The sequence below is a fragment of the Chitinasiproducens palmae genome, from assembly GCF_900095735.1.
GTDB classification, from domain to species: domain Bacteria; phylum Pseudomonadota; class Gammaproteobacteria; order Burkholderiales; family Burkholderiaceae; genus Chitinasiproducens; species Chitinasiproducens palmae.
The window spans coordinates 14,844-38,164 of record NZ_FNLO01000004.1; the positions used below are offsets into that span (position 1 = coordinate 14,844).

A 23,321-nucleotide genomic window follows, 5' to 3' on the forward strand; every position below is an offset into this window, starting at 1 on the left:
TTGACCGCGCTTGACGAGGTATGCAGGGAGATAGCGCGCGACGGAAGAGAGGATAAGCCAAATCGCCGCCCACTGGCGGCGGCGACTATACGCAACCGTATCAGGTATCTGACGGCCGCATGCCGCTACGCCTGGAAATTTCACGGCATGGGCGAGACCGATCCAGCCGCGCGGGTGTCCGTTCCCGAGGTGCGAAACGAACGGCATATTTATGCCACTCGCGCGGAAATGCTCAAACTGGCTCGGGCATGCCGGAATAGGACCGTTCGGGCCATCATCCGCATTGCGTTCTACTCAGGCATGAGACGGGGCGAGATCCTGCGCGCCGAGCCGCGTGCGGGACTGTTCGTTCTGGAAACAACGAAAAATGGCATGCCGCGTCGCGTACCGATCCATCCGCGCATTCGCTGCTGTCTATCGATTTACCCAATTACCATCTCAGTGTCAACGATCGTCAAACACTGGATGATCGCGCGCGAGGCAACGGGACTCACCCATCTCCATTTTCACGACATTCGACACAGCGCAGCGAGCGAAATGATCAACGCTGATATCGATCTGTACACAGTCGGGTCCGTGTTAGGTCACAGAGACCCTCGCTCAACGCAGCGTTACGCGCATTTGGCAACCCAGACGCTGGCTACCGCAGTCGATCGGATTGGGCGCCGGAAATAGGCATTGGTCAATATTTTACCCACCGCACGCGCAAAAAAGCCGCCCGTGGGCGGCTTCAATAAAACTTTAACGCTATGAATTTATGGCGGAAAGGGTGGGATTCGAACCCACGTTACGGAAGAACCGTAAACCAGATTTCGAGTCTGGCGCATTCGACCACTCTGCCACCTTTCCTGATTTCACTACGCACCCGGCATTCGCGAGTGCTTCGCCGCGGGTCGAATCGCGACGAAGCGGCAATTATAGACGTTTGCGCGGAATGCGCAAGCGCTTTCGCGGCGCCAGTCCCGTTGCAATCGCTCAGGCGCGCAGCACCTCGGCGCCGCCCAGGTAGGGGCGCAATACCGCGGGTACCGTCACGCTGCCGTCCGCGTTCTGATAGTTTTCCAGCACGGCAACCAGCGTCCGTCCGACCGCGAGGCCGGAGCCGTTGAGCGTGTGCACCAGGTCCGGCTTGCCGGCCGCGTTGCGGTAGCGAGCCTGCATCCGGCGCGCCTGGAACGACTCGGTGTTCGAGCAGCTCGAGATTTCGCGATATGTGTCCTGCGCCGGCAGCCACACTTCGAGGTCGTAGGTCTTGGCCGCCGAAAAGCCCATGTCGCCCGTGCACAGCGTGATCACCCGATAGGGCAGGTCCAGGCCCTGCAGCACCGCCTCGGCGTGCCCGACCATCTCCTCCAGCGCGGCATACGACTGCGACGGCTCGACGATCTGCACCATCTCGACCTTGTCGAACTGGTGCTGGCGAATCATGCCGCGCGTGTCGCGCCCGTAGGAACCGGCCTCCGAACGGAAGCATGGCGAATGGGCGGTCATCTTCAGCGGCAACGTCGCCGCATCGAGGATTTCGCCTCGCACGGTATTGGTCAGCGTGATTTCGGACGTCGAAATCAGGTACTGGGCGGCGGGTCCCTGCTCTTCACCGCCGCGCTCGACCCGGAACATGTCGTCGGCGAACTTCGGCAACTGGCCGGTGCCGACCAGCACGTCCGCATTGACGATGTACGGCGTGTACATCTCGGTATAGCCGTGCTGACCGGTGTGCAGGTTCAGCATGTACTGCGCGAGCGCCCGATGCAGCCGTGCGATCTGCCCGCGCAACACGGTGAAGCGCGCCCCGGACAGTCGCGCGCCGGTCTCGAAATCGAGGCCGAGCGGCGCGCCGACATCGACGTGGTCGCGAATCGGGAAGTCGAAGCTGCGTGGCGTGCCGACACGCCTGACCTCCACATTGCCCGCCTCGTCGGCGCCTACCGGCACGCTCTCGTGCGGCAGGTTGGGCAGCGTCAACAGCCAGTCGCGCAACTCCGCCTGGACGGCGTCGAGGCGCGCGGCCGACGCCTTCATCTCCTCCTCCTGGCCTTTCACTTCGGCCATCAGGGCCGTGGCATCCTCGCCCTTGCCCTTCTTCATGCCGATCTGCTTCGACAATGCATTGCGCGAGGCTTGCAACTCCTCCGTGCGGGTCTGCAGCGCACGGCGCTCGCCCTCGAGCGCGGCAAAGCGCTCGGTGTCGAGCGTGAAGCCGCGCTGCGCAAGGCGCGCGGCGACTTCGCCGATGTTTTTGCGAAAGAGTTGGATGTCCAGCATGACGCCTCGGGCCGCAAGTTGGCAAAAGCGGAATTCTATCTTAGGCGCCGGATCCGGCGCCCGCGCCGCCGCGACGCGACACTTTGTTGCAGTTGCGCCGCCCGGCCAGCCTTGACTGCGGCCGCGCTTATGACTAACATCCAACCGCTTTCCATCAATGGAGATTCTCAGTGGACAGTGACTCTCATAGTCACTCGCCGGCACCAGCCGGCGGAAACTGACGAATCAGCTCGACGTTCCTCGCCGCCGCTGATTCGTCGCAAGACGGGTTAGCGCGCGCGACAATGCGTGACCGCCGCCGGACGCTCGTCCGGCACCGAAGCCAGGTTGCAACGACCGCAGCCGACGCCTTCCGGTCCATCGCTTCGGCGCACCGCTTTCCTTTTTGAATTGAACCTGAGCCACGCGCGACCGTGCTGGCCAGGCCAATGCGCGCGACCGGGCCTTCCGCAGGCCCGCGTCCTCCGTCATGCGTCGTACGCCATGACCCGCTCCGGCCTGCCCGCGAAATTCGCGTGACTCACTCCGGCCGTTTCAATGCGCCGCGAGCGTTCGAAAGGAGTGAACCATGCAGCACAACTTCCGCCCCGCCCACCGTGTCGTGCGTCGCGACACGCGCGAACTCAACGTGGTGTGCGCCGCCAGCGCACTGAACCTGGTACGCAAGCAGCTTTTCAACGCGTTGCGCGCCATCGGCCTCGATGCAAGTTGCGTGGTCGTCAGCCGCTGCAACGCGCATACGCACGCGTCGCTGGACGCCACCATCCAATGCCGTGCCGGCGACGAGGCCAAGCTCTATGCAATCGCTGACTCGCTGCGCCGACAGGAAGGTGTCAGCGGCGCAAACTGGCGCATGCCGCTTTACCCGGCGCTGGCGGCCTGAGTTCGCCTGAGCTTGCCTGCGTTCACGCCGCACCGGCGGCGTCAACTCACCGTGAGGCAAGCCACGTTGCGGTTCACGCCGCCACGGCCGTCGCGCCTGGTTCCGGCCGCCACCTGACGAGGCACGCGCCGCTGGCGCACCGACCCGCCGGCCCCGTCGCGCAAGGACCCACAACACCGACATGACGCGTGCCGGCAGCGCCTCGTGCGCCGCCAGGCGCACATGCGTCGATCGGCACGCCGCACGGGTCGGTCGCAACCTCGCAGCGCCGTCGTGGCAACGCGAAGCAGCGCGCAAAGCAGGCGCAGTCGGTCCGCCGCCACGCCGCGCACGCGCCGATGACTCGAGCCGATGACTCAAGCGGATGACTCGTGCCGATGATTCAGGCGGATGACTCAAGCCGCCGTCCGCGCGCCGCCGGACGTCGCTTCCCCCACCGGCGATACCGATGTATCTCCGCCAGCCGGACCACCGGCCTCTTGCAAGGCGAAACTCGCCTGACACCGATGTAGAAAAGGAGTACCAAGCAATGCGAACGACAGAACGAGACCGCATGGCTCGCACCCGTAACCCACGCCGCCGCAGCGGCTCATCGTTCGACATGCCATCCCGGCATGACACGATCGATGACACTCTGCAGTACTATCAATCCGATCGGGAGGGCCTGACCGAACTGGAAGCCGCCCATCGTCTCGAACGCGACGGCCCCAATGTGGTCGCGCAGCAGGGTCCGCCGAGCGCGATCAGTCAGTTGCTCAATGCGTTCAACAATCCGTTCATCGCGATCCTGGTCGTACTGGCAGCGATCAGCGCCTGCACCGACGTCATCTTCGCCGACGCGGACGAGCGCAGCTACAAGTCCGTGATCATCCTGTCGACGATGGTGCTGCTCAGCGCGGTGCTGCGGTTCGTCCAGGAGTACCGTTCCGAACGCGCTGCGCAGGCCCTGCGAGCCTTGGTGAGCGCGACCGCGACCGTGCTCCGTCGCATGAACGGCACCGGACAGGTGGTCGCGCGCACCGTGCCGACGCAGGACCTGGTGGTCGGCGACATCGTGGCCCTCTCGGCCGGCGACATGGTGCCGGCCGATGTGCTGTTGATCGAGTCGCGCAACCTGATGGTCAGCCAGGCCGCGTTGAGCGGCGAATCGCTGCCGGCCGAGAAATACGACACGTTGGGCGCGGTCGCGAGCAAGGACTCCGGCACGCCGGCCGGCCAGAGCGACGGCTCCCTGCTGGAGCGTCCGAACGTCTGCCTGATGGGCAGCAATGTCGTCTCCGGATATGCGCGTGGCATGGTGATCGCCACCGGCGCGCAGACCTATTTCGGCATGCTCGCCGGCAAGGTGTTGAACCGCAAGCCGGCGCCCACCGCCTTCGACCTGGGCGTCAACAAGGTGAGCCGTCTGCTGATCTGCTTCATGCTGGTGATGGTGCCGATCGTGTTCGTGCTGAACGGCGCGAGCACCGGCGACTGGCTGACCGCGGTGACCTTCGCGCTCGCCGTGGCCGTCGGCCTGACACCGGAAATGCTGCCGATGGTGGTAAGCGCAAACCTTGCCAAGGGCGCGCTTGCGATGTCTCGCTGCAAGGTAGTGGTCAAGCGCCTGTCGTCGGTGCAGAACTTCGGGGCGATGGACGTACTGTGCGTCGATAAGACGGGCACGCTGACCGAGGATCGTGTGGTGGTGACCCGGCACGTCGACGCCGGTGGCTACAGCAGCGACGAAGTGCTGCGGCTCGCTGGACTGAACAGCCGCTACCAGAGCGGCATGCGCAACGTCATCGACCAGGCCATTGTCGAGGCGGCCCAGACCCAGCGCGACCCCGACCTCGCGGGCTGGCGGAAGGTCGACGAGATTCCATTCGATTTCGAGCGGCGCCGGCTGTCGGTGATCGTCGAGGACATGCAGGGCGAGCACCGCTTGATCTGCAAGGGTGCCGTTGACGAGGTGCTGTCGGTCGCGACGTCGGTCCGTCTGTCCGATCGCACCGTGGTGGCGCTGGATGCGACGCAACGTGCCGACCTGCGCAAGCGCTGCAATGCATTGCAGCGCGATGGCTTGCGCGTGCTGGTGTTGGGCAGCCGCACGATTCCGGTCGGCATGCGCAACGACAGCTACGACGCCTCGGTCGAGTGCGAACTCGTCATCGAAGGCATGTTGACGCTGTTCGATCCGCCCAAGGCGTCGGCACCCGGCGCCTTGGCCGCGCTGGCCCGCCGCGGCGTCGCGGTGAAGGTGCTGACCGGCGATGCGCCGGAGGTGGCGCGCGCCACCTGCGCGCAGGTCGGCCTGGACGCGAGCCGGCTGCTGTGCGGCAGCGACCTTGCCACGCTGGGCGACAAGGCGCTGCGCGAATGCGCGCGCGACACGGTGGTCTTCGCAAAGCTGACGCCGATGGACAAGGCGCGCATCGTACGTGCGCTGCGCGCCGACGGACATACCGTGGGTTTCCTGGGTGACGGCATCAACGACGCACCGGCGCTGCGCGACGCGGACGTCGGCATTTCCGTCGACAGCGGGGCCGATATCGCCAAGGAGACGGCCGACATCATCCTGCTCGAAAAGGATCTTGCGGTGCTCGAAACCGGCGTGGTCAAGGGCCGCGAAACCTTCGGCAATATCCTCAAGTACCTGAACATCACGGCCAGCTCGAACTTCGGCAACGTGTTCTCGGTATTGATCGCCAGCGCGCTGTTGCCGTGGGAACCGATCCTCGCGCTGCAACTGCTGGTGGTCAACCTGATCTACGACACCTCCCAGATGCTGCTGCCCTGGGACAAGATGGACCCGGAGTTCATCGACAAGCCGCGCAAATGGGACCCGCGCAACATCCGTCGCTTCATGATCTGGATGGGACCCACCTCATCGGTATTCGACATCACGACCTTCTGGCTGATGTGGACCGTCTTCGGCGCCGGCGCGATGTATCACGCCGGCGGCGGCAACGCCGGCCAGATCGTGATGAATTCAGGCTGGTTCATCGAGTCGCTGGTGTCGCAGACGATGGTCGTGCATGTGCTGCGAACCGCGCGCCTGCCGTTCATCCAGAGCCGTCCGGCGTGGCCCGTGTTGATCTCGACAAGCCTGGCGATCGTCATCGGCTGCGCGTTACCCTATTCGCCGCTCGGCGAAGCGTTCGGCTTCGTGCCGATGCCGGCCAGCTACTGGCCATGGCTCGCACTGACCATGCTCGGCTACATCACGCTCGCCCAGGTCATCAAAAAGTGTTACATCGCCCGTTACGGACAGTGGTTCTGAGTAGAGTGACGCCACGCAAGCCTGCAAGAAACCGCTTCATCAACTTGAAAGAACCATGACGATGCATCGATACACGCCGCGTGACGGGACGCAACAAACGCCGCGGCATAGGCAGGAAGGCCAGGGGGGCGGGCCACGCCGAGCGGCCGCCGCGCTGGCCGCCGCCGCGCTGGTCGCAAGCCCTCCAGCGCACGCGGCACATCCACTCTTCACGGACGACCCCGGCACCCAGGGCAACGGCGGCTGGCAGGCCGAATTCAACGCCGAGCGCACCAGCCATCAGGACGACGATGGGCGTCAGGTGCTGTTCGGCACCACGCTCACCCGGGGCATCGGCGAGACCGTCGACGTCTATGCGACCTTGCCCTACACCAGCACTTCGGCCGCGCCCTATGGCGTCGGCTCCGGCATCGGCGACACGGAAGTTGGCGCGAAGTGGCGCTTCATCGACTCCGGTCCGTTCTCGGTGGCGGTACGCGCCGCGGCCATCCTGCCCACCGGCAGCACCAGCAGGGGCCTTGGCAACGGCCAGACCGGCGCCGTCGCGCTGCTCCTGGGGCAGTTCTCGCAGGGCCCGCTGACCCTGCTCGGCAGCGTCGGCAACACCTGGGCACCCAACGACCAGAACAACCGCAGCCGGATCTGGCAGGCCTCGGCCGCGGTGCTGTATCGAATCGTGCCGTCGGTTCAGCTCGTCGCAAACGTCGGCACCACGGCCAACGAGGATCGCAGCGCCGATCGCGCGCCAGCCTTCGCGATCGTCGGCGCGATCTGGAGTCCGAACAAGACCGTCGATCTCGACGTCGGGTATCGGCGTGGGCTCAATCGCGAGACCTACGATCACTCGCTGATGGCGGGTCTCACGCTGCATTGGTGATCCGTGAAAGCGGCACCGGTGCCGGGTGCATGGCGGGGCGCAGGCCCCGCCCGTGCCGCTCCATATCAATCCGTGCCGTCGTTCCGCCCGGCCATCTCGGCGTTCGCCGGCATGCGCATGAGCGTCGAGCGCGATTTCGCCGAAGCGATTACCCCCGCCACCGTCAAGACCGCCTGACACGGACGCGGCCCGGCACTGCGCCGGCGCCGCCATGCGCCGCCGAGCGCCGCTTCGGCAATTCAGTCGTCGCCGTCCGCCGCCGCGCTCTCCGGCGGCGTTGCGGCGACGCCGCCCCGTGTCGTCGCCTTTCTGCCCTGGGTCGCGGCGTCCTGCTTGGCGGCGCCGCGACTGGGCGCCGACGCGCGGGCCTGCGCATCCAGCTGCGACAACCACGCCAGCTTCTCGCCGATCTTCTGCTCCAGACCACGCGGCGTCGGCCGATACCAGTTCGGCGCCGGCATGCCCTCCGGCAGGTAGCTTTCCCCGGCCGCGTACGCATTCGGTTCGTCGTGCGCATAGCGGTACTCGTGGCCGTAGCCCAGCTCCTTCATCAGCTTGGTCGGCGCGTTGCGCAGGTGGATCGGGATCGGCCGGCTCTTGTCCTGCGACACAAAGCGGCGGGCGGCGTTGTACGCGTTGTAGCCGGCGTTCGATTTTGCCGCCACGGCGAGGTAGATCAGCGCCTGGGCGAGGGCCAGCTCGCCTTCCGGCGTGCCGAGCCGTTCATAGGTCTCGGCGGCATCGAGCGCGATGCGCGCGCCCCTGGGGTCCGCAATGCCGATATCCTCCCACGCCATCCGGACGATCCGCCGGGCCAGATAGCGGGGATCGGCGCCGCCATCGAGCATCCGGCAGAACCAGTACAGCGCGGCGTCCGGGTCGCTGCCGCGTACCGACTTGTGCAGCGCGCTGATCTGATCGTAGAACGCGTCGCCGCCCTTGTCGAAGCGGCGCAGGTTCTGCGCCAGCGACGACGCCAGCAAGGCCGCGTCGATGCGTCGCGCGGGCGTCCGCACGGCGGCGCGCGCCGCGATTTCCACGTTGTTCAGCAGCTTGCGGCCGTCGCCATCCGCCGAGGCGATCAGCGCATGGCGCGCTTCCTCGTCGGTTTCCAGATCGCCCAGCTCGTGCAGCGCGCGCGACAGCAGCTCGCCCATTTCCTCGTCGTCGAGGCTTTTCAGCACGTAGACGGCCGCGCGCGACAGCAACGCGCCGTTGACCTCGAACGACGGGTTCTCGGTGGTGGCGCCAATGAACACGAACAGACCCGACTCCACATGCGGCAGAAAGGCGTCCTGCTGGCTCTTGTTGAAGCGGTGCACTTCGTCGACGAAGACCAGCGTGCGCTTGCCGTGCGCCTGGTAATTGCGGGCCATCTCCACGGCTTCGCGGATGTCCTTCACGCCGGAGAGCACGGCGGACAACGCGATGAACGCCGAATCGAAGGCATTCGCCATCAGGCGCGCCAGCGTGGTCTTGCCGACGCCGGGCGGCCCCCACAGGATCATCGAATGCGGCTCGCCCGACGCGAAAGCCACCGCGAGCGGCTTGTCGGGGCCGAGCAGGTGGCGCTGGCCGATCACCTCGCCGATGTTCTTCGGGCGCAGGCGTTCGGCGAGCGGCGTGGCGTGAGCGGGGTCGAGATCAATCATCGTTGGGTCGGCCGGGACCTTGCTGCCGGTCCGGCGTTGAAGCGGCTGTGAAAGGCGGGTCATTCGATTATGCCAGCAGGGGCGTTTCCGCAACGCCGGCGCTTTTTGAGATAATCCGCGCGCAATGGCGGGCGATGCGGCGCGGTGGCTCGCCTCGCCGCCGCTGCAAGCGCAACCGTAGCCGTAGCCGCAGCCGCAACCGCCCTCCGTTGTCCCGAAAACTGTCACTGGCCAGGCGCCGATCACGATGAGCGATACCCCGCAGCGATCCTCCTATTCGCCGGCCGCGCCGGTGCCTCCGTCGGAACGCGTGTTCAGTGGCCGCGACGCGTTCGCATTATGGTTCTCGCTGGGCATCGGCCTGCTGGTGCTGCAGGCCGGCGCGCTGCTGGTGCCGGCGCTGTCGCTGCCGCAGGCGTGCGCGGCGATCGTGGTCGGCAGTGCGATCGGCGTGCTGCTGCTGGCGCTGGTGGCGACGATCGGCGCGGACACCGGCACCGCCGCGATGGCCTCGCTGGCGCCGGCGCTGGGCCGGCGCGGCGCCACATTGCCGGCGTGCCTGAACGTGGTGCAACTGTTCGGTTGGGCCGCGTTCGAGATCATCGTGATGCGCGACTCGGCGAACGCGCTGACGAGTCAGGCCTTCGGCGTCTCGCATCCGCTGCTGTGGACCGTGATCTTCGGCGCGCTCGCCACCTGGCTGGCGATCGCCGGCCCGCTGTCGTTCGTGCGCCGCTTCCTGCGCAGCTGGGGCCTATGGCTGCTGCTGGCGGCCGCGCTCTGGCTGAGCTGGAATCTGTTCGCCCACGAGGACGTCGCGGCCTTGTGGCATCGCGCCGGCACCGGCGGCCTGGCCTTCGGCGCCAGCCTCGATCTGGTCATCGCCATGCCGCTGTCGTGGCTGCCGCTGATCGCCGACTACTCGCGCTTCGGGCGCAGCCCGCGTGGCATGTTCATCGGCACCGCAGCCGGCTACGGCATCGCGAATTGCTGGTTCTACCTGCTGGGCGCGGCCTATGGACTGGCGGCTGGCGGCGGCGACATGCTGACGCGCTCGCTGGCGCTGGCCGGTGGCGGTTTCGCGCTGCTGCTGATCCTGATCGACGAAACCGACAACGCATTCGCGGACATTCATTCGGCTGCCGTCTCGGGCGGCGTGCTGCTGCCGTCAGCGCGTACGCCCGTGCTGGCGCTCGCGTTCGGCGCCGCCGCGACGCTGGCCGCGTTGACCGTACCGATGGCCCGCTACGAGAATTTCCTGCTGCTGATCGGGTCGGTGTTCGCGCCGCTGTTCGGCGTGGTGTTGACCGATCACTTCGTGCTGCGGCGCCGCCGCGCGCCGCAGGCAAACGGTGGCTGGCGCGGTCTGCCGTATCTCGCCTGGGCGCTCGGCATCGCCGCCTATCACGCGATCGCCCGCTGGCTGCCGGACGCCGGCGCGACCCTGCCGGCCCTGGCGATCGCGGCGCTCGCGCATTGGCTGATGCAGCGCGGCGCACAGCGTCGCTTCGCGCAACATCGCGCCTGACCGGGCGAACGACTGCATCGCATGCGCGCCGCGATTGCGTCGCGGCCGCTGCCAACGCGGTCACCGCGCTGAGGGCTGAGGCTGTCGCCGCTCGGCTAGGAGCGGCCACCGGTGGCGCTCCGCCCCATCCTCAGCCGCCAGCCGCCAGCCGCCACCGGTAGCCGCGGTCGGCACCGCACACGGGCCGCGAGCGTGCGTGACGGCACCCGACCGCGCTGCGCCCGGGTTGCCCCGATCAGCCCTTGACCACGTCCGCGCCCTTTGGCGGGGTGAAGCGGAACGTGTTGCTATCGAGCGCGGGGTTGCGCTGGATGTTCGCGAACGTCAGCATGGTCACGTTGCCGAACACGTCGCGCAGCTCCATCGTGTCCAGCGTGCCTTGCCTGAAGCCGATGATGATGCGTTCGAACTGCGTATCGTTGGCCTTCGGCGTGAGTTCGACCTTTTCGACGCCATCCTGCGCGCCGGCATCCTTCAGGTTGAAGCTCTTTTCGATTTCGTTGCTGCCGAACAGGATCGCCGCCGGGCTGGCGCCCAGCGCATCGCCGAGCGCGCGCTCGGTGACCTGGTTCAAGTCCTTGTCATAGACGTACAACGTCTTGCCGTCCGCCTGCAGCAGTTGCTCGTAAGGCTTGTTGTAGTGCCAGACGAAGCGGCCGGGACGCGAGAACACGAAATTGCCGGTGGCGGTCCCGCCACCCTGCGCGCCAGCCGACTGTCCATTCGCCTGGCCACCGGTCTTGACCTGCTTCTGCACGAAGTCGCCACGCGCGGTCTTCACCTGGGCCACGAAGGTCTTCAACTGCTCGATGCCGCCGGCGAACGCCGGCGTCGCGATGCAGAGCGCGGCGGCCACGCCGGCCAGCACCAGCGTGGCGCGGCGCAACGGGCCAGCGTACGGTTTCGGGGAGACAGCTCGGAAATGGGCACTCATTACGTTCTGATCCTTCCTATTCGATGTCGCGGTTCGGTACCAGTATTTCACGATTGCCGTTCGACGACATCGGCGACACCAGTCCCGAGTTCTCCATTTGTTCGAGCAGGCGCGCCGCGCGGTTGTAGCCGATGCGCAGATGACGCTGCACCAGCGAGATCGACGCGCGCCGGTTCTTGACCACGACCTCGACGGCCTGATCGTACAACGGGTCCGATTCGTCGCCGCCCTCGCCGCCGCCGGCCCCGCCGCCTTCCTCGCCTTCCGCCACGCCGCCCTCGAGCAGGCCCTCGATGTAGTTCGGCTCGCCCTGTTCCTTCAGACGCTCGACCACCCGGTGCACTTCGTCGTCGGACACGAACGCACCGTGCACGCGCACCGGCAGGCCGGTGCCCGGCGGCAGATACAGCATGTCGCCCATGCCGAGCAGCGTGTCCGCGCCCTGCTGGTCGAGAATGGTGCGCGAATCGATCTTCGACGACACCTGGAACGCGATCCGGGTCGGCACGTTGGCCTTGATCAGGCCGGTGATCACGTCGACCGACGGCCGCTGCGTGGCCAGGATCAGATGGATGCCCGCCGCCCGCGCCTTCTGCGCGATACGGGCGATCAGTTCCTCGACCTTCTTGCCGACCACCATCATCAGGTCGGCCAACTCGTCGATCACCACGACGATCGACGGCAGCCGGTCGATCGGCTCCGGCGCGTCGGGCGTCAGGCTGAACGGATTCGGGATCTTCTCGCCGCGTTTCGCGGCGTCGTCGATCTTCGTGTTGTAGCCGGCGAGGTTGCGCACGCCGAGCTTGCTCATCAGCTTGTAGCGCCGCTCCATCTCGGCGACCGTCCAGTTCAGCGCATTGCCCGCCTGCCGCATGTCGGTGACCACCGGGCACAGCAGATGGGGGATGCCTTCGTAGACGCTCATTTCGAGCATCTTCGGATCGATCAGGATCATCCGCACTTCATCGGCACGCGCCTTGTAGAGCAAGGACAAAATCATCGCGTTGATGCCGACCGACTTGCCCGAGCCGGTGGTGCCGGCCACCAGCAGGTGGGGCATCTTGGCGAGATCCGCGCACACCGGATTGCCGCTGATGTCCTTGCCGAGCGCCATCGTCAACGGCGACCCGGCACGGTTGTAGACGTCCGCGCCGATCACCTCGGACAGCCGCACGGTCTGCCGCCGGCTGTTCGGCAGTTCCAGGCCCATCAGGTTCTTGCCCGGAATGGTTTCGACCACCCGGATCGAGACCAGCGACAGCGAACGCGCCAGATCCTTCGCGAGATTGACGATCTGGCTGCCCTTCACGCCGGTCGCGGGCTCGATCTCGTAGCGGGTGACCACCGGCCCGGCGAACGCGTCCATCACCGCCACCTCGACGCCGAAGTCCTTCAGCTTCTTCTCGATCAGCCGCTTGGTGAACTCGATGGTCTCGCTCGACACCACTTCCTGCACGGTCGGCGCCGGATCGAGCAGCGACAGCGACGGCAGCGAGCCATCGCCATGGTCGACGAACTGCGGCGTGACCGGCACGGTCAGATAGCTTTCGGTCGCGCCGCGGCTTGGACGCTCCGCCGCACGCTCGACCTTGTCGGCCGGACGGTCGACCGCCCGGTCGGCCGCGCGCGCGGCCGGCGCGGCGCCACGCACCGGCGCCTCGGCGTCGTCCAATCCGACCGCCGGCTCGGTACGCGGTCCGCCGGCCTCGTCCTTGCGGCGTACAACCTTGCCCAGCAGCTTTTCGACCGCTCCGAAGCGCGGCTCCGGCCGATTTGCCTGCGCTTCGCCAACATAGGGCGGATCGAACGGCGGATCGAGCGCGTCGGCGCCGTCCCGGGGCAGTTCGGCCGGCGCCGGACGCGCCGGGGCGGCCGACTCGGCTTTCCTGCCCTTGCGCGGCATCGCGTCACGGACATCGTCGTAGGCGTCGTCGTAAGCATCGTCGAAGCCATCGGTCGCGGCATCGAACGACGGCTCGCGCGCCAGCGTCGGCTCCACGGCGGCGCGCTCGCGGCGCGCCCCGGCGCCGGCGGCCGGCACCGTGGCCACCGCAGCCGGCGCCACCGGCGCGGCCATGGTCTCGGCGCCGCGGCGTGAACGTGCGACCACGCTGCCGCGCTCGCTGGCCGCCGCTTCGCCCAGGCGTCGGTCGCGGCGCGCTTCCTGGCGCAGGCGGGCCAGCGTCACGGCCGAAATGATGCCATCGCCCAGACGCTCGGCAACCGACAACCACGAGAAGCGGAAGAACAGCGAGCTGGCAATGGCCATCGCGAACAGCAACAGCAAGGTGCCGCCAGTGAAACCGAGCGCCATCGAGACCGCGCGCGCGACCACGTCGCCCAGCACGCCGCCCGGCGCGCGCGGCAGCGCGACCGGCAGCGACCACATCCGCAGCGCCTCGATGCCGGTGCTGCTGACCAGCAGCAGTACGAACGCGAAGGACTCGATCAGCCAGCCGCCCTCGCCATGTTGGCCGGGCGGCTCCGCGATACCGTTCAGGCGCCGGAAGACGGACGCGACGCGGCGCGCGATCAACAGCACCCACCAATAGGCGGACATGCCGAACATCAGCAGCATCAGGTCGGACACATAGGCGCCGACGCGGCCGCCCCAGTTCGCGACGCGGGTCACCTGCGCCGCGTGCGTCCACGCGGGATCGCGCGGATCGTAGCTGAGCAGCGCAAGCAGCAGCAGGAGTGCGAGCGCGATCTGTATCAGCCAGCGGATTTCGGTGAAAAGCCGCGACATCCGATGAGGAAGGACCGGCGCGGCCGAGGAAGCGGAGGATTTGGCCATTGACTCTGAGCAGTGCCGGAGGCGTTGCGCCTCCCGTATTTCAATCCGACTATTGTAAACGCATGGCGCCGGGGCGCCCGCTCGGGTGCCAGCGGCAGGCCGGCACCGCTAGTATCATATACACCTCTACATCCAGACCCGGAACATCTATCCGGCCAGCGCGACGCATCCGGCGCGCGGCGGCCGGCAGGCTCCGATCGGTACGCGGCGTCCGTCATCCAGGCACGCCGCGCACCGATCCATATTGTCGGAAACACGTCCATGTCGCAAAACAAACACGCCAAAGTCCTGATTCTCGGCTCCGGCCCGGCCGGCTACACGGCGGCCATCTACGCCGCGCGTGCCAACCTGTCGCCGCTGCTGGTCACCGGCATGGCCCAGGGCGGGCAGTTGATGACGACCACCGACGTCGAGAACTGGCCGGCGGACGCCAATGGCGTGCAGGGCCCCGAACTGATGCAGCGTTTTCTGGAACACGCCGAACGCTTCAACACCGACATCGTGTTCGACCACATCCACACCGTCGAACTCGGCTCGCGCCCGTTCCGCCTGTTGGGCGACGCCGGCGAATACACGTGCGACACGCTGGTGATCGCCACCGGCGCTTCGGCGCAGTATCTCGGCCTGCCGTCCGAAGAGGCATTCATGGGCAAGGGCGTGTCGGCCTGCGCGACCTGCGACGGCTTCTTCTACAAGAACCAGGATGTCGCGGTGGTCGGGGGCGGCAATACCGCGGTCGAGGAAGCGCTGTACCTGTCCAATATCGCGAACAAGGTCACGGTCGTGCATCGGCGCGACAAGTTCCGCGCCGAGCCGATCCTGATCGACCGGCTGCTCGCGAAGGAAAAGGAAGGCAAGGTCGAGATCCGCTACAACCAGGTCCTCGACGAAGTGCTGGGCGACGATTCCGGCGTGACCGGCGTGCGCCTGAAGGCGGGCGACGGTGCGACGGCGGACGTCGCGGTGCAGGGCGTGTTCATCGCGATCGGTCACAAGCCGAACACCGACCTCTTCGCGGGTCAGATCGAGATGGAGAACGGCTATATCGTGACGGGCCGCAACGGCAAGAACTACGCGACGATGACCAGCCTGCCCGGCGTGTTCGCGGCGGGCGACGTGCAGGACCACGTTTATCGCCAGGCAATCACCAGCGCCGGCACCGGCTGCATGGCGGCACTGGACGCGCAGCGCTTCCTGGAAGATCCGGAAGCCACCGAAAGCCTGCAGAAGTGGTGAGCTGACGGCGCGCCGCCGACCGCGCCCCTCCCTGCCCTTGCGTGCCCGGCATCGCCGGACACGCACCCGGACCCGTATGCGATGGCCCGACACCGCAAACCTGGCGGCAAGCCCGGCAAGGCCGACGCACCGCCGGCCGTGGCGGTGCATGACCTCTCGTTGCTGGGCGCATTGCGCGACCAGTTGTCCCAACGCGCCGCGGCCGAAGCCCGGGCCGAGGCGCGCCGCCGCGAAGCGGCCGCGCAAGCGGCGGCCGATGCCGACCTGTTCCGGCGTTCGATCGGCACGGTAACGCCGCTGCGCGCCGAGGAACATGTCGTGACCTCGCCTCCCCGGCCGCTGCCGGTGCCGCTGCACACGCGGCGCGACGAGGCGCAGGTGATGCGCGACGCATTGTCCGATGCCTACGATCCGGACATGATGCTCGACTCCGACGACTCGATCTCGTTCCGGCGCAACGGCATCGGCTTCGACGTCGTCCGTCGCCTCAGGCGCGGCGAATGGGTCGTGCAGGCGCAGCTGGACCTGCACGGGCTGCGCCGCGAGGAAGCGCGCGAAGCACTGTCCAGCTTCATTCACGAAGCGGGCAAGCAGCACTTGCGCTGCCTGCGCGTGATCCACGGCAAGGGCCTTGGCTCGGCCAACCGCGAGCCCGTGCTGAAAGGCAAGGTACGCAGCTGGCTGACCCAGAAGAACGAGGTGCTCGCGTTCGCGGAGACGCGGGATCGCGATGGCGGCGCCGGCGCGGTACTGGTGCTGCTGCAACCGACACGCACGCGCTGCTGAGGCGCTCCTGAGGTGTTGCCGACGCGCCGGGTGGACGCCGGCGCGCGCGACATCAGCCTGGTTCAGATCGCTGCCTCGTCCTCTTCGCCGGTCCGGATCCGCACCACGCGGCTCACGTCGGTGACGAAGATCTTGCCATCGCCGATCTTGCCGGTGCGGGCCGCGTCGACGATCGCGTCGATGACCTTGTCGCATTGCTCGTCCGCCACCACCACTTCAACGCGGATCTTCGGCAGGAAATCGACGACGTACTCGGCGCCACGGTACAGCTCGGTATGCCCCTTCTGCCGGCCGAAACCCTTCACTTCGGTCACGGTCAGGCCGGTCAGGCCGTTTTCCGCCAAGGCCTCGCGCACTTCGTCGAGCTTGAACGGTTTGATGATCGCGGTGATCTGCTTCACGATGTCTCCTGATGGGGTCGCTGGCGCGGGCATCGCCCGCCGCCGGCCGCTGGGTCAGCTGGCCGGTTCCTGATAGCGAGAGGTGATCGGGTAACGCCAGTCGCGGCCGAATGCCCGATGCGTGATGCGCACGCCGATCGGGGCCTGCCGGCGCTTGTATTCGTTGATCTTGATCAGGCGCGTGACGCGGTTCACGTCCGCCGCGCTGAAACCCGCCGCGACGATGTCGCGAGGCGACTCGTCCTCCTCGATGTACCGGCGCATGATTTCGTCGAGCACCTCGTACGGCGGCAGGCTGTCCTGGTCGGTCTGGTTCTCGCGCAGTTCGGCCGACGGCGCGCGCGTCAGGATGCGTGACGGAATCACGTCGGCGCGGCCGAATTCGCTGCTGCCGTTGCGGTAGTGGCAGAGCCGGTAGACCAGTGTCTTCGCGATGTCCTTGATCACCGCGAAACCACCGGCCATGTCGCCGTACAGCGTGCAGTAGCCGACCGCCATCTCGCTCTTGTTGCCGGTGGTGAGGACGATCGCGCCGAACTTGTTCGACAGCGCCATCAACAGCGTGCCGCGCACTCGGGCCTGGATGTTTTCCTCGGTCGCGTCCTCGGGCAGGCCTGCGAACTCGGTCGCGAGCGCGCCACGGAACGCGTCGAACATCGGTGCGATCGGCACGATGTCGTAGCGCACGCCGACGCGCGCGGCCATGTCCTTCGCGTCGGCCAACGAAATGTCGGCGGTGTAGCGCGACGGCATCATCACCGCGCGCACGCGCTCGGCACCGAGCGCGTCGCAGGCGACCGCCAGCACGAGCGCCGAATCGACGCCGCCGGAAAGCCCGATCAGCACGCCCGGAAAGCCGTTCTTCGACACGTAGTCGCGCACGCCCAGCACCAATGCGCGATAGACCTGCGCCTCGATCGGCAGCGTGGCGGCCACCGTGCCCGGCAACGGCGCGGCGCCGTCGAATTCGACGATGCCCACCTGTTCCTCGAACTGCGGCAGCCGGGCCACCAATTCGCCCTCGCGGTCCAGTACGAAGGAGCCGCCGTCGAACACCAGCTCGTCCTGGCCGCCGACCATGTTCGCGTACACCATCGGCAGGCCGGTCTCGGCAATGCGCGTGCGCACGATGTCCTGCCGCACCTCGCCCTTGGCGATGTGATACGGCGAGGCATTCGGCACCAGCAGCACCTGGGCACCGGCGGCCTGCGCGAGCAGCGCCGCACTGCGGTGCCAGATGTCTTCGCAGATCACGATGCCGAAACGCACGCCATCGAGTTCGAACACGCATGGCGCGGTGTCCTGCGCGAAGTAGCGCTTCTCGTCGAAGACTTCCGCGTTCGGCAGCTCCTGCTTCAGGTAACGCGCCACCACCGCGCCGTCCGCCAGCACCGACGCCGCGTTGAAGGTATCGCGCGGCGGCACGCCGCGCTCGATCGGGGCGTTTGCTTTATCATTTCTGCGATAGGGATGGCCGACCACCACGTGCAGGCCGGCGAAGCGGGCCAGGCGTTCACGCAGCGCCTCCAGCGCCGACTCGCACTGCGCATAGAAGGCCGGACGCAGCAGCAGGTCTTCGGGGGGATAGCCCGACAACGCGAGTTCGGGCGCCACCATCAGGCGGGCGCCGCCCGCATGCGCTCGTTCGGCAGCGGCGACGATACGGTCGACGTTGCCGGCGAAATCGCCGACTGTCACATTCAGTTGCGCGAGCGCGATTCGAAGTCTCATAAACGAGTCAACGGCAAGTGCCAGGTCGAGGTTCGATGGATTATCTCATGCGCATCGCGGCCTCGCCGGCCGAGATCGAGCGTGGACAATGGAACGCGCTGCTGGCCAGGCAGCCGGCCCCAACCCCGTTCCTGCGACATGAATTTCTGTGCGCGCTGACCGAGGCCGGCTGCGCCACGCCGGAGACGGGCTGGTCGCCGCAGTTCGTCACGCTGTGGCAGCGCGACGGCGAGGACGAAACGCTGGTGGGTGCGGTGCCGCTCTATGTGAAGTCCCACTCGTACGGAGAGTACGTGTTCGACTGGGCATGGGCCGACGCCTATCGGCGCAACGGTCTCGACTACTATCCGAAGCTGCTTGCCGCGGTCCCCTTCACCCCGGTGGCTGGGCAACGCATGCTGGCCGCCGACGACGCAGCCCGGCGCGCGCTCGCCGAGACGCTGATCCCGATCGCATCCAGGGCGGAGGAAATTTCCTCGCTGCACGTGCTGTTTCCCACGCCAGAAGAAGGCGCATTGCTGCAGGAAGCCGGCATGCTGTTGCGGGAAGGCGTGCAGTTCCACTGGCTCAACGACGGCTACGCCGACTTCGACGCGTTCCTGGCCAGTCTCGAACAGAAGAAGCGCAAGAACATCCGCGCCGAGCGGCGGCGCGTCGCGGAAGCCGGCGTGACCTGCCGGCGCATACGCGGCGAGGACGCGACCGACGCGGACTGGCAGTTCTTCAATCGCTGCTACCGGCGCACCTATCGCGAACACCATTCGTCGCCCTACCTGAATCTCGAGTTCTTCCGCACCATCGCACGCACGATGCCGGAAAACCTGCTGCTGGTGATCGCCGAACGCGACGGCGCGCCGATCGCCAGTTCGCTGCTGGTCTATCAGCGAGAACGCGGCGGCACCCTGTTCGGCCGCTACTGGGGCGCACTCGAACGCGTGCCGTGCCTGCATTTCGAGGTCGCCTACTACCAGCCGTTGATCTTCTGCATCGAAGAGAGGCTGGCGGTGTTCGAGGGCGGCGCGCAGGGCGAGCACAAGATGGCGCGCGGTTTCATGCCGACCGTCACCCGCTCGGCGCACTGGCTCGCGCATCCGGCGTTCTCCGATGCGGTCGCGCAGTTCCTGCGCCGCGAGAAGGAAGGCATCGACGACTACATCGACGAGCTACGCGAACATGCGCCGTTCCGGCGCGACGACGCGCCGTCGGACTGACGCCAGCGCGGCGGCGCGTGCTCAACGAAAGGCGCGCATCTGCGCCCCCATCATCTGCAGCATGCGGTTTGCCGCCACTGACAGACGGCGCCCGACGCGCGTGACCAGGTGGGCCTGCGCCTGTCGGAACAGTGGGTGGTCCAGTTCCAGCGCGAACAGCGTGCCGGCGTCGAGTTCGTCGGACACCGCGAACGCCGGCAGGCAGGTCACGCCCAATTCCGAGCGGACGAACTGCTTGACGATGGCGATCGAGTTGGTCGTCACGGCCGGCTCGAAGCGGATCCGCTCGGCAAACGCCACCGCTTCGACGATCTGACGCGTACCGTAGGCGGGATGGGTCAGCGCCATCGGGAAACGTGCGAGTTCGCGCGGCGTCAGTGCGCTCTGTTTGCCGCGCAGTGCGAACGCGGGGCCCACCACCGCCTGCAACGGCTGCGTGCACACCAGTCGCGACACGATGCGCGGATCGGGCGGCGGACTGTACACCAGTCCGATCTCCGCCTCGTCCTCGGCGACGCGCCGCACCACTTCGTTGGTGCCGGCCAGATCCAGCGTCACCGTGATCGCCGGGTGCTGCGAGCGGAACAGCCTGAGCGGCCCCGCCAGGACGTCCGCGACGAAGCCTTCGCCGAGCACGATGTCGATGTGTCCGCGCCGCAGGCCGCGCAGTGCGTCGAGACGCGACAGCAGATCGTCGCGATGCGCGGCCTGCTCCCGGAAGTAGTCGATCAGTTGCTGCCCGGCGGCGGTCGGCGTGACGCCGCGCGCATGGCGCTCGATCAACGGCACGGCCAATTCCTTTTCGAGCAAGCCGATCTGCCGGCTGACCGCCGACGGCGCAACGTCGAGCCAGTCCGCGGCGGCCCGAATGCTGCCACAACGCACCGCCTCGTACAGATAGACGATCCGGCTTTCGTTCATCGACTGCGCCATGCGGCCGCTCCCATCTAAAAAACAGAACGCTTTTGATATTGGCGTTGATGGATTGTACGCGTCGGCGCCCGCAATATGGCAGCGCCGGACCGCTGGCGCGCGCGGCGAGATCGTGAGCGCGAGTCGTCTCCCAAGTCGCGGCGGCAGTCCCTATCGAATGGAGCTTCGCAATGAACACAACAGGCAAGGTCGGCGTGATCGGCCTCGGCAATATGGGACGCGGCATGGCAACCTCGCTGGCGCGCGCCGGGCATTCCGTGCTGGGCTACGACGCCGCGCCCGGTGTCGCCGCGGCGCTCGCCGACCAGGGCGTCGGCGCAGCGGACTCGATCGCGGCACTCCTGGCCGAAGTCGACTGTGTGATCCTGTCGCTGCCGACCTCGGCAGTGGTCGAACAGGTCGTGTTCGGCGCGGACGGAGTCGCCCGTCAGGCCCGGCCCGGCTTGCTGGTGATCGACACCACCACCGCCGAACCCGCCAGCACCCGCCGCGTCGCCGCCGCCTTGGCCGAAGCAGGCATCGCCTTCATCGATGGCCCGGTCAGCGGCGGCCCGAAAGGCGCGGCCACCGCGACGATGACGATGGTGCTGGGCGGCAGCAGCGAAGACGTTGCGCGCGCCGAACCGGTGCTGGCCGCGATCAGCGCCAAGCGCGTGCACGTCGGCCCGGTTGGCGCGGGACACGTGACGAAGATCATCAACAACATGCTGACCGGCATCCACCTGCTGGCGGCCAGCGAAGCCGTGCGCGTCGCGCAGGCCAACGGCGTCGATCCCGAGAAGCTGGTCGACGCGCTCAATGGCGGCTCGGGTCGCAACAGCGCGACGCTGACCAACTATCCGACCTGGATCTTCAACGACCGTTTCGATTCCGGTTTCACGATGAAGCTGATGCGCAAGGACGTGCGGCTGGCCGAGGCCCTGCTCGACGGCGCCCAGGTGCACGCGCCTGTCGCACAAACCGCGGCCCGGCTGTGGGCGGCCAGCGAGGCGACGCTCGGCGACGGCGAAGACTTCAACCGCATCGTCCAGTTCGTACCGCCGCGCGATTGACGCGTGCTCGCCGCCGGCGCCAGCAGGTACATGAGCGAGCGCACCGGCGGGTGCACCGGCAAGCGCACCAGCGCGTGCGCCAGCAGATGAGCGGCCCAATGCGCTCGCCGCCCCGCACCGACGGCGGGCCGGCTCCGCGCCCGCCGTCGCGCGGACTCAAAGAAACTCACTCAACGATCCAGACATGAACGACCAAGTCAATTCATCGCGCGCTCCTTCGCATGCCGAACGACTGCTCGACGCGTTCCGCCACTTCTTCCCGACCGCGCGGACCGTCGGTTCGTGGATCGCCGGCGAGCTGGTCGAGGGCGAAGGCGAAACCGTCGCCTTGTACGACGCAGCCACCGGCGAAGCTACCCTCTCGTATCGTGACGGCGGCGCGGCCCACGCGGCGCACGCCGCCGACGTGGCGCCGCGCGCGCAGCGGCAATGGTGGGCGCTGACCCACGCGGCGCGCGGCCGCACGATGTTCGCGATTGCGCGCGAGATCCGCGCCGAGCAGGAAGCGATCGCGCACCTGGAAGCGCTGGGTTCCGGCAAGCCGATCCGCGATTGCCGCGCCGAGGCCGCCAAGGTGGCGGAAATGTTCGAGTATTACGGCGGCTGGGCCGACAAGTTCTACGGCGACGTGATCCCCGTGCCGACCTCACATCTGAATTACACGCGCCGCGAGCCGGCCGGCACGGTGCTGCAGATCACGCCTTGGAATGCACCGGTCTTCACCTGCGGCTGGCAGTTGGCGCCGGCGATCGCGATGGGCAACGCGGTGCTCCTCAAACCGTCGGAGCTCACGCCGTTCACGTCGCTCGCGGTCGCCATGCTGGCCGAGCGCGCCGGACTGCCGAAGGGTGTGATCAATGTGCTGGCCGGCTACGGCCACACGGTCGCGCAGGCGGCGATCGCGCATCGGGCCATCGCCAAGGTGGTATTCGTGGGCTCGCCCGCCACCGGCGCGCGCATCGCCGAGGCCGCCGCCAAACGCGTGCTGCCGTGCGTGCTGGAACTCGGCGGCAAGTCGGCCAACGTGGTGTTCGAGGATGCCGATCTCGAACGCGCCGCGCTGAACGCGCAGGCCGCGATTTTCGCGGGTGCCGGCCAGAGTTGCGTGGCCGGCTCGCGCCTGCTGGTGCAACGCAGCGTCTACGACCGTTTCGTCGCGATGGTGGCAGGCGGCGCACGACAGATCCGCGTCGGCGATCCGCTCGACGAGCGCACCGAGGTGGGGCCGATCAACAACCGCCGCCAGTTCGATCACGTGATGGCGATGATTGCGCGCGGCGTCGAGGGCGGCGCCACGTTGGCCGCCGGCAGTGCAACGCCGGTCGAACGCGGCTATTTCGTGTCGCCGACGGTGCTGGCCGGTGCCCATAACGCGATGGACGTCGCCCGCGCGGAAATCTTCGGGCCGGTCGTCGCCGCGATTCCGTTCGACGACGAGGACGAGGCCCTGGCAATCGCCAACGACACCGACTTCGGACTGGCCGGCGCCGTCTGGACACGCGACGTCGGCCGCGCCCATCGCGTCGCCGCCCAGGTCAACGCCGGCACGTTCTGGATCAACGGCTACAAAACGATCAACGTGGCATCGCCGTTCGGCGGCTACGGCCTGAGCGGCTACGGCCGGTCAAGCGGGCGCGAAGCGCTGTTCGAATACACGCAGACCAAGAGCGTCTGGGTAGAAACCGCGCGCGAGCCGGCCACGGCGTTCGGTTACCTTTAACACTGGCCACTGACGCCGCCCCGCGGGGCGGCCCCTTTATCAGGCGGGGAGCG

At 67.4% G+C, this 23,321-nt stretch carries 17 protein-coding genes and 1 tRNA gene; 10 read left to right on the forward strand and 8 right to left on the reverse strand.

The genetic code is table 11. The features are described 5' to 3' along the window. Entirely contained in the window at positions 1 to 675 is a 675-nt protein-coding gene (locus BLU54_RS07740; protein ID WP_139169563.1) for a tyrosine-type recombinase/integrase, read from the forward strand. 83 nt (positions 676 to 758) lie between these two features. Here the strand turns inward: BLU54_RS07740 and BLU54_RS07745 are convergent. Both BLU54_RS07745 and serS read right to left on the reverse strand, forming a co-directional pair. After that, a tRNA-Ser gene (locus BLU54_RS07745) sits at positions 759 to 849 on the reverse strand. A 126-nt stretch (positions 850 to 975) separates the two neighbouring features. Further along, on the reverse strand, positions 976 to 2,265 hold the full coding sequence (serS, locus tag BLU54_RS07750; protein WP_091906768.1) for a serine--tRNA ligase: 1,290 nt from the start codon (positions 2,263 to 2,265) through the stop codon (positions 976 to 978). 568 nt (positions 2,266 to 2,833) lie between these two features. Here serS and BLU54_RS07755 point away from each other — a divergent pair. The 3 genes from BLU54_RS07755 (at position 2,834) to BLU54_RS07765 (ending at position 7,287) form a co-directional block, all read left to right on the forward strand. After that, complete coding sequence (locus tag BLU54_RS07755; protein ID WP_091906770.1) at positions 2,834 to 3,148, forward strand: hypothetical protein; 315 nt, start codon at positions 2,834 to 2,836, stop codon at positions 3,146 to 3,148. Positions 3,149 to 3,749: 601 nt separating this feature from the next. Beyond that, positions 3,750 to 6,410 (forward strand): magnesium-translocating P-type ATPase, encoded by a 2,661-nt coding sequence (gene mgtA, locus BLU54_RS07760; protein ID WP_235837868.1) that lies wholly within the window; start codon positions 3,750 to 3,752, stop codon positions 6,408 to 6,410. A gap of 55 nt (positions 6,411 to 6,465) precedes the next feature. Continuing rightward, positions 6,466 to 7,287: a transporter gene (locus BLU54_RS07765; protein ID WP_235837848.1), complete on the forward strand. Its 822-nt coding sequence runs from the start codon at positions 6,466 to 6,468 to the stop codon at positions 7,285 to 7,287. A 239-nt stretch (positions 7,288 to 7,526) separates the two neighbouring features. Here the strand turns inward: BLU54_RS07765 and BLU54_RS07770 are convergent, their stop codons facing one another. Continuing rightward, the gene (locus BLU54_RS07770) at positions 7,527 to 8,939 is read right to left on the reverse strand and encodes a replication-associated recombination protein A (RefSeq protein ID WP_091907346.1); all 1,413 of its coding nucleotides are present in this window, start codon (positions 8,937 to 8,939) and stop codon (positions 7,527 to 7,529) included. Positions 8,940 to 9,186: 247 nt separating this feature from the next. On the opposite strand from BLU54_RS07770, the gene cytX reads away from it, so the two are divergent. Further along, positions 9,187 to 10,467, forward strand: coding sequence for a putative hydroxymethylpyrimidine transporter CytX (gene cytX / locus BLU54_RS07775; protein ID WP_091906774.1), 1,281 nt, complete (start codon positions 9,187 to 9,189; stop codon positions 10,465 to 10,467). Between the two features lie 235 nt (positions 10,468 to 10,702). Here the strand turns inward: cytX and lolA are convergent, their stop codons facing one another. Together lolA and BLU54_RS24150 are read right to left on the reverse strand one after the other, a co-directional pair. Next, complete coding sequence (gene lolA, locus BLU54_RS07780) at positions 10,703 to 11,401, reverse strand: outer membrane lipoprotein chaperone LolA (RefSeq protein ID WP_091906776.1); 699 nt, start codon at positions 11,399 to 11,401, stop codon at positions 10,703 to 10,705. 16 nt (positions 11,402 to 11,417) lie between these two features. Then, a complete protein-coding gene (locus tag BLU54_RS24150; protein WP_170845075.1) occupies positions 11,418 to 14,150 on the reverse strand; it encodes a DNA translocase FtsK in 2,733 nt (910 codons plus the stop codon). Positions 14,151 to 14,459: 309 nt separating this feature from the next. Between BLU54_RS24150 and trxB the strand changes: the two genes are divergently transcribed. Both trxB and BLU54_RS07800 read left to right on the forward strand, forming a co-directional pair. After that, complete coding sequence (gene trxB / locus BLU54_RS07795) at positions 14,460 to 15,434, forward strand: thioredoxin-disulfide reductase (protein WP_091906778.1); 975 nt, start codon at positions 14,460 to 14,462, stop codon at positions 15,432 to 15,434. A gap of 81 nt (positions 15,435 to 15,515) precedes the next feature. After that, positions 15,516 to 16,220, forward strand: a complete 705-nt coding sequence (locus BLU54_RS07800) for a Smr/MutS family protein (RefSeq protein WP_091906780.1) — start codon at positions 15,516 to 15,518, stop codon at positions 16,218 to 16,220. A 62-nt stretch (positions 16,221 to 16,282) separates the two neighbouring features. Here BLU54_RS07800 and BLU54_RS07805 read toward each other — a convergent pair whose 3' ends face one another. After that, on the reverse strand, positions 16,283 to 16,621 hold the full coding sequence (locus BLU54_RS07805) for a P-II family nitrogen regulator (RefSeq protein ID WP_091906782.1): 339 nt from the start codon (positions 16,619 to 16,621) through the stop codon (positions 16,283 to 16,285). Positions 16,622 to 16,675: 54 nt separating this feature from the next. Beyond that, positions 16,676 to 18,352 (reverse strand): NAD+ synthase, encoded by a 1,677-nt coding sequence (locus BLU54_RS07810; protein WP_091906783.1) that lies wholly within the window; start codon positions 18,350 to 18,352, stop codon positions 16,676 to 16,678. A gap of 35 nt (positions 18,353 to 18,387) precedes the next feature. Here BLU54_RS07810 and BLU54_RS07815 point away from each other — a divergent pair, with 35 nt between their 5' ends. Continuing rightward, on the forward strand, positions 18,388 to 19,563 hold the full coding sequence (locus tag BLU54_RS07815; protein WP_091906785.1) for a GNAT family N-acetyltransferase: 1,176 nt from the start codon (positions 18,388 to 18,390) through the stop codon (positions 19,561 to 19,563). Between the two features lie 21 nt (positions 19,564 to 19,584). Here BLU54_RS07815 and BLU54_RS07820 read toward each other — a convergent pair whose 3' ends face one another. Then, positions 19,585 to 20,496 carry a LysR family transcriptional regulator gene (locus BLU54_RS07820; protein WP_091906787.1) on the reverse strand — a complete coding sequence of 304 codons (912 nt, stop codon included), beginning with the start codon at positions 20,494 to 20,496 and terminating at the stop codon, positions 19,585 to 19,587. A 170-nt stretch (positions 20,497 to 20,666) separates the two neighbouring features. Between BLU54_RS07820 and BLU54_RS07825 the strand changes: the two genes are divergently transcribed. After that, positions 20,667 to 21,548 (forward strand): NAD(P)-dependent oxidoreductase, encoded by an 882-nt coding sequence (locus BLU54_RS07825; protein WP_091906789.1) that lies wholly within the window; start codon positions 20,667 to 20,669, stop codon positions 21,546 to 21,548. A gap of 184 nt (positions 21,549 to 21,732) precedes the next feature. Further along, entirely contained in the window at positions 21,733 to 23,268 is a 1,536-nt protein-coding gene (locus tag BLU54_RS07830) for an aldehyde dehydrogenase family protein (RefSeq protein WP_091906792.1), read from the forward strand. The last annotated feature ends 53 nt before the right edge of the window (positions 23,269 to 23,321 follow it).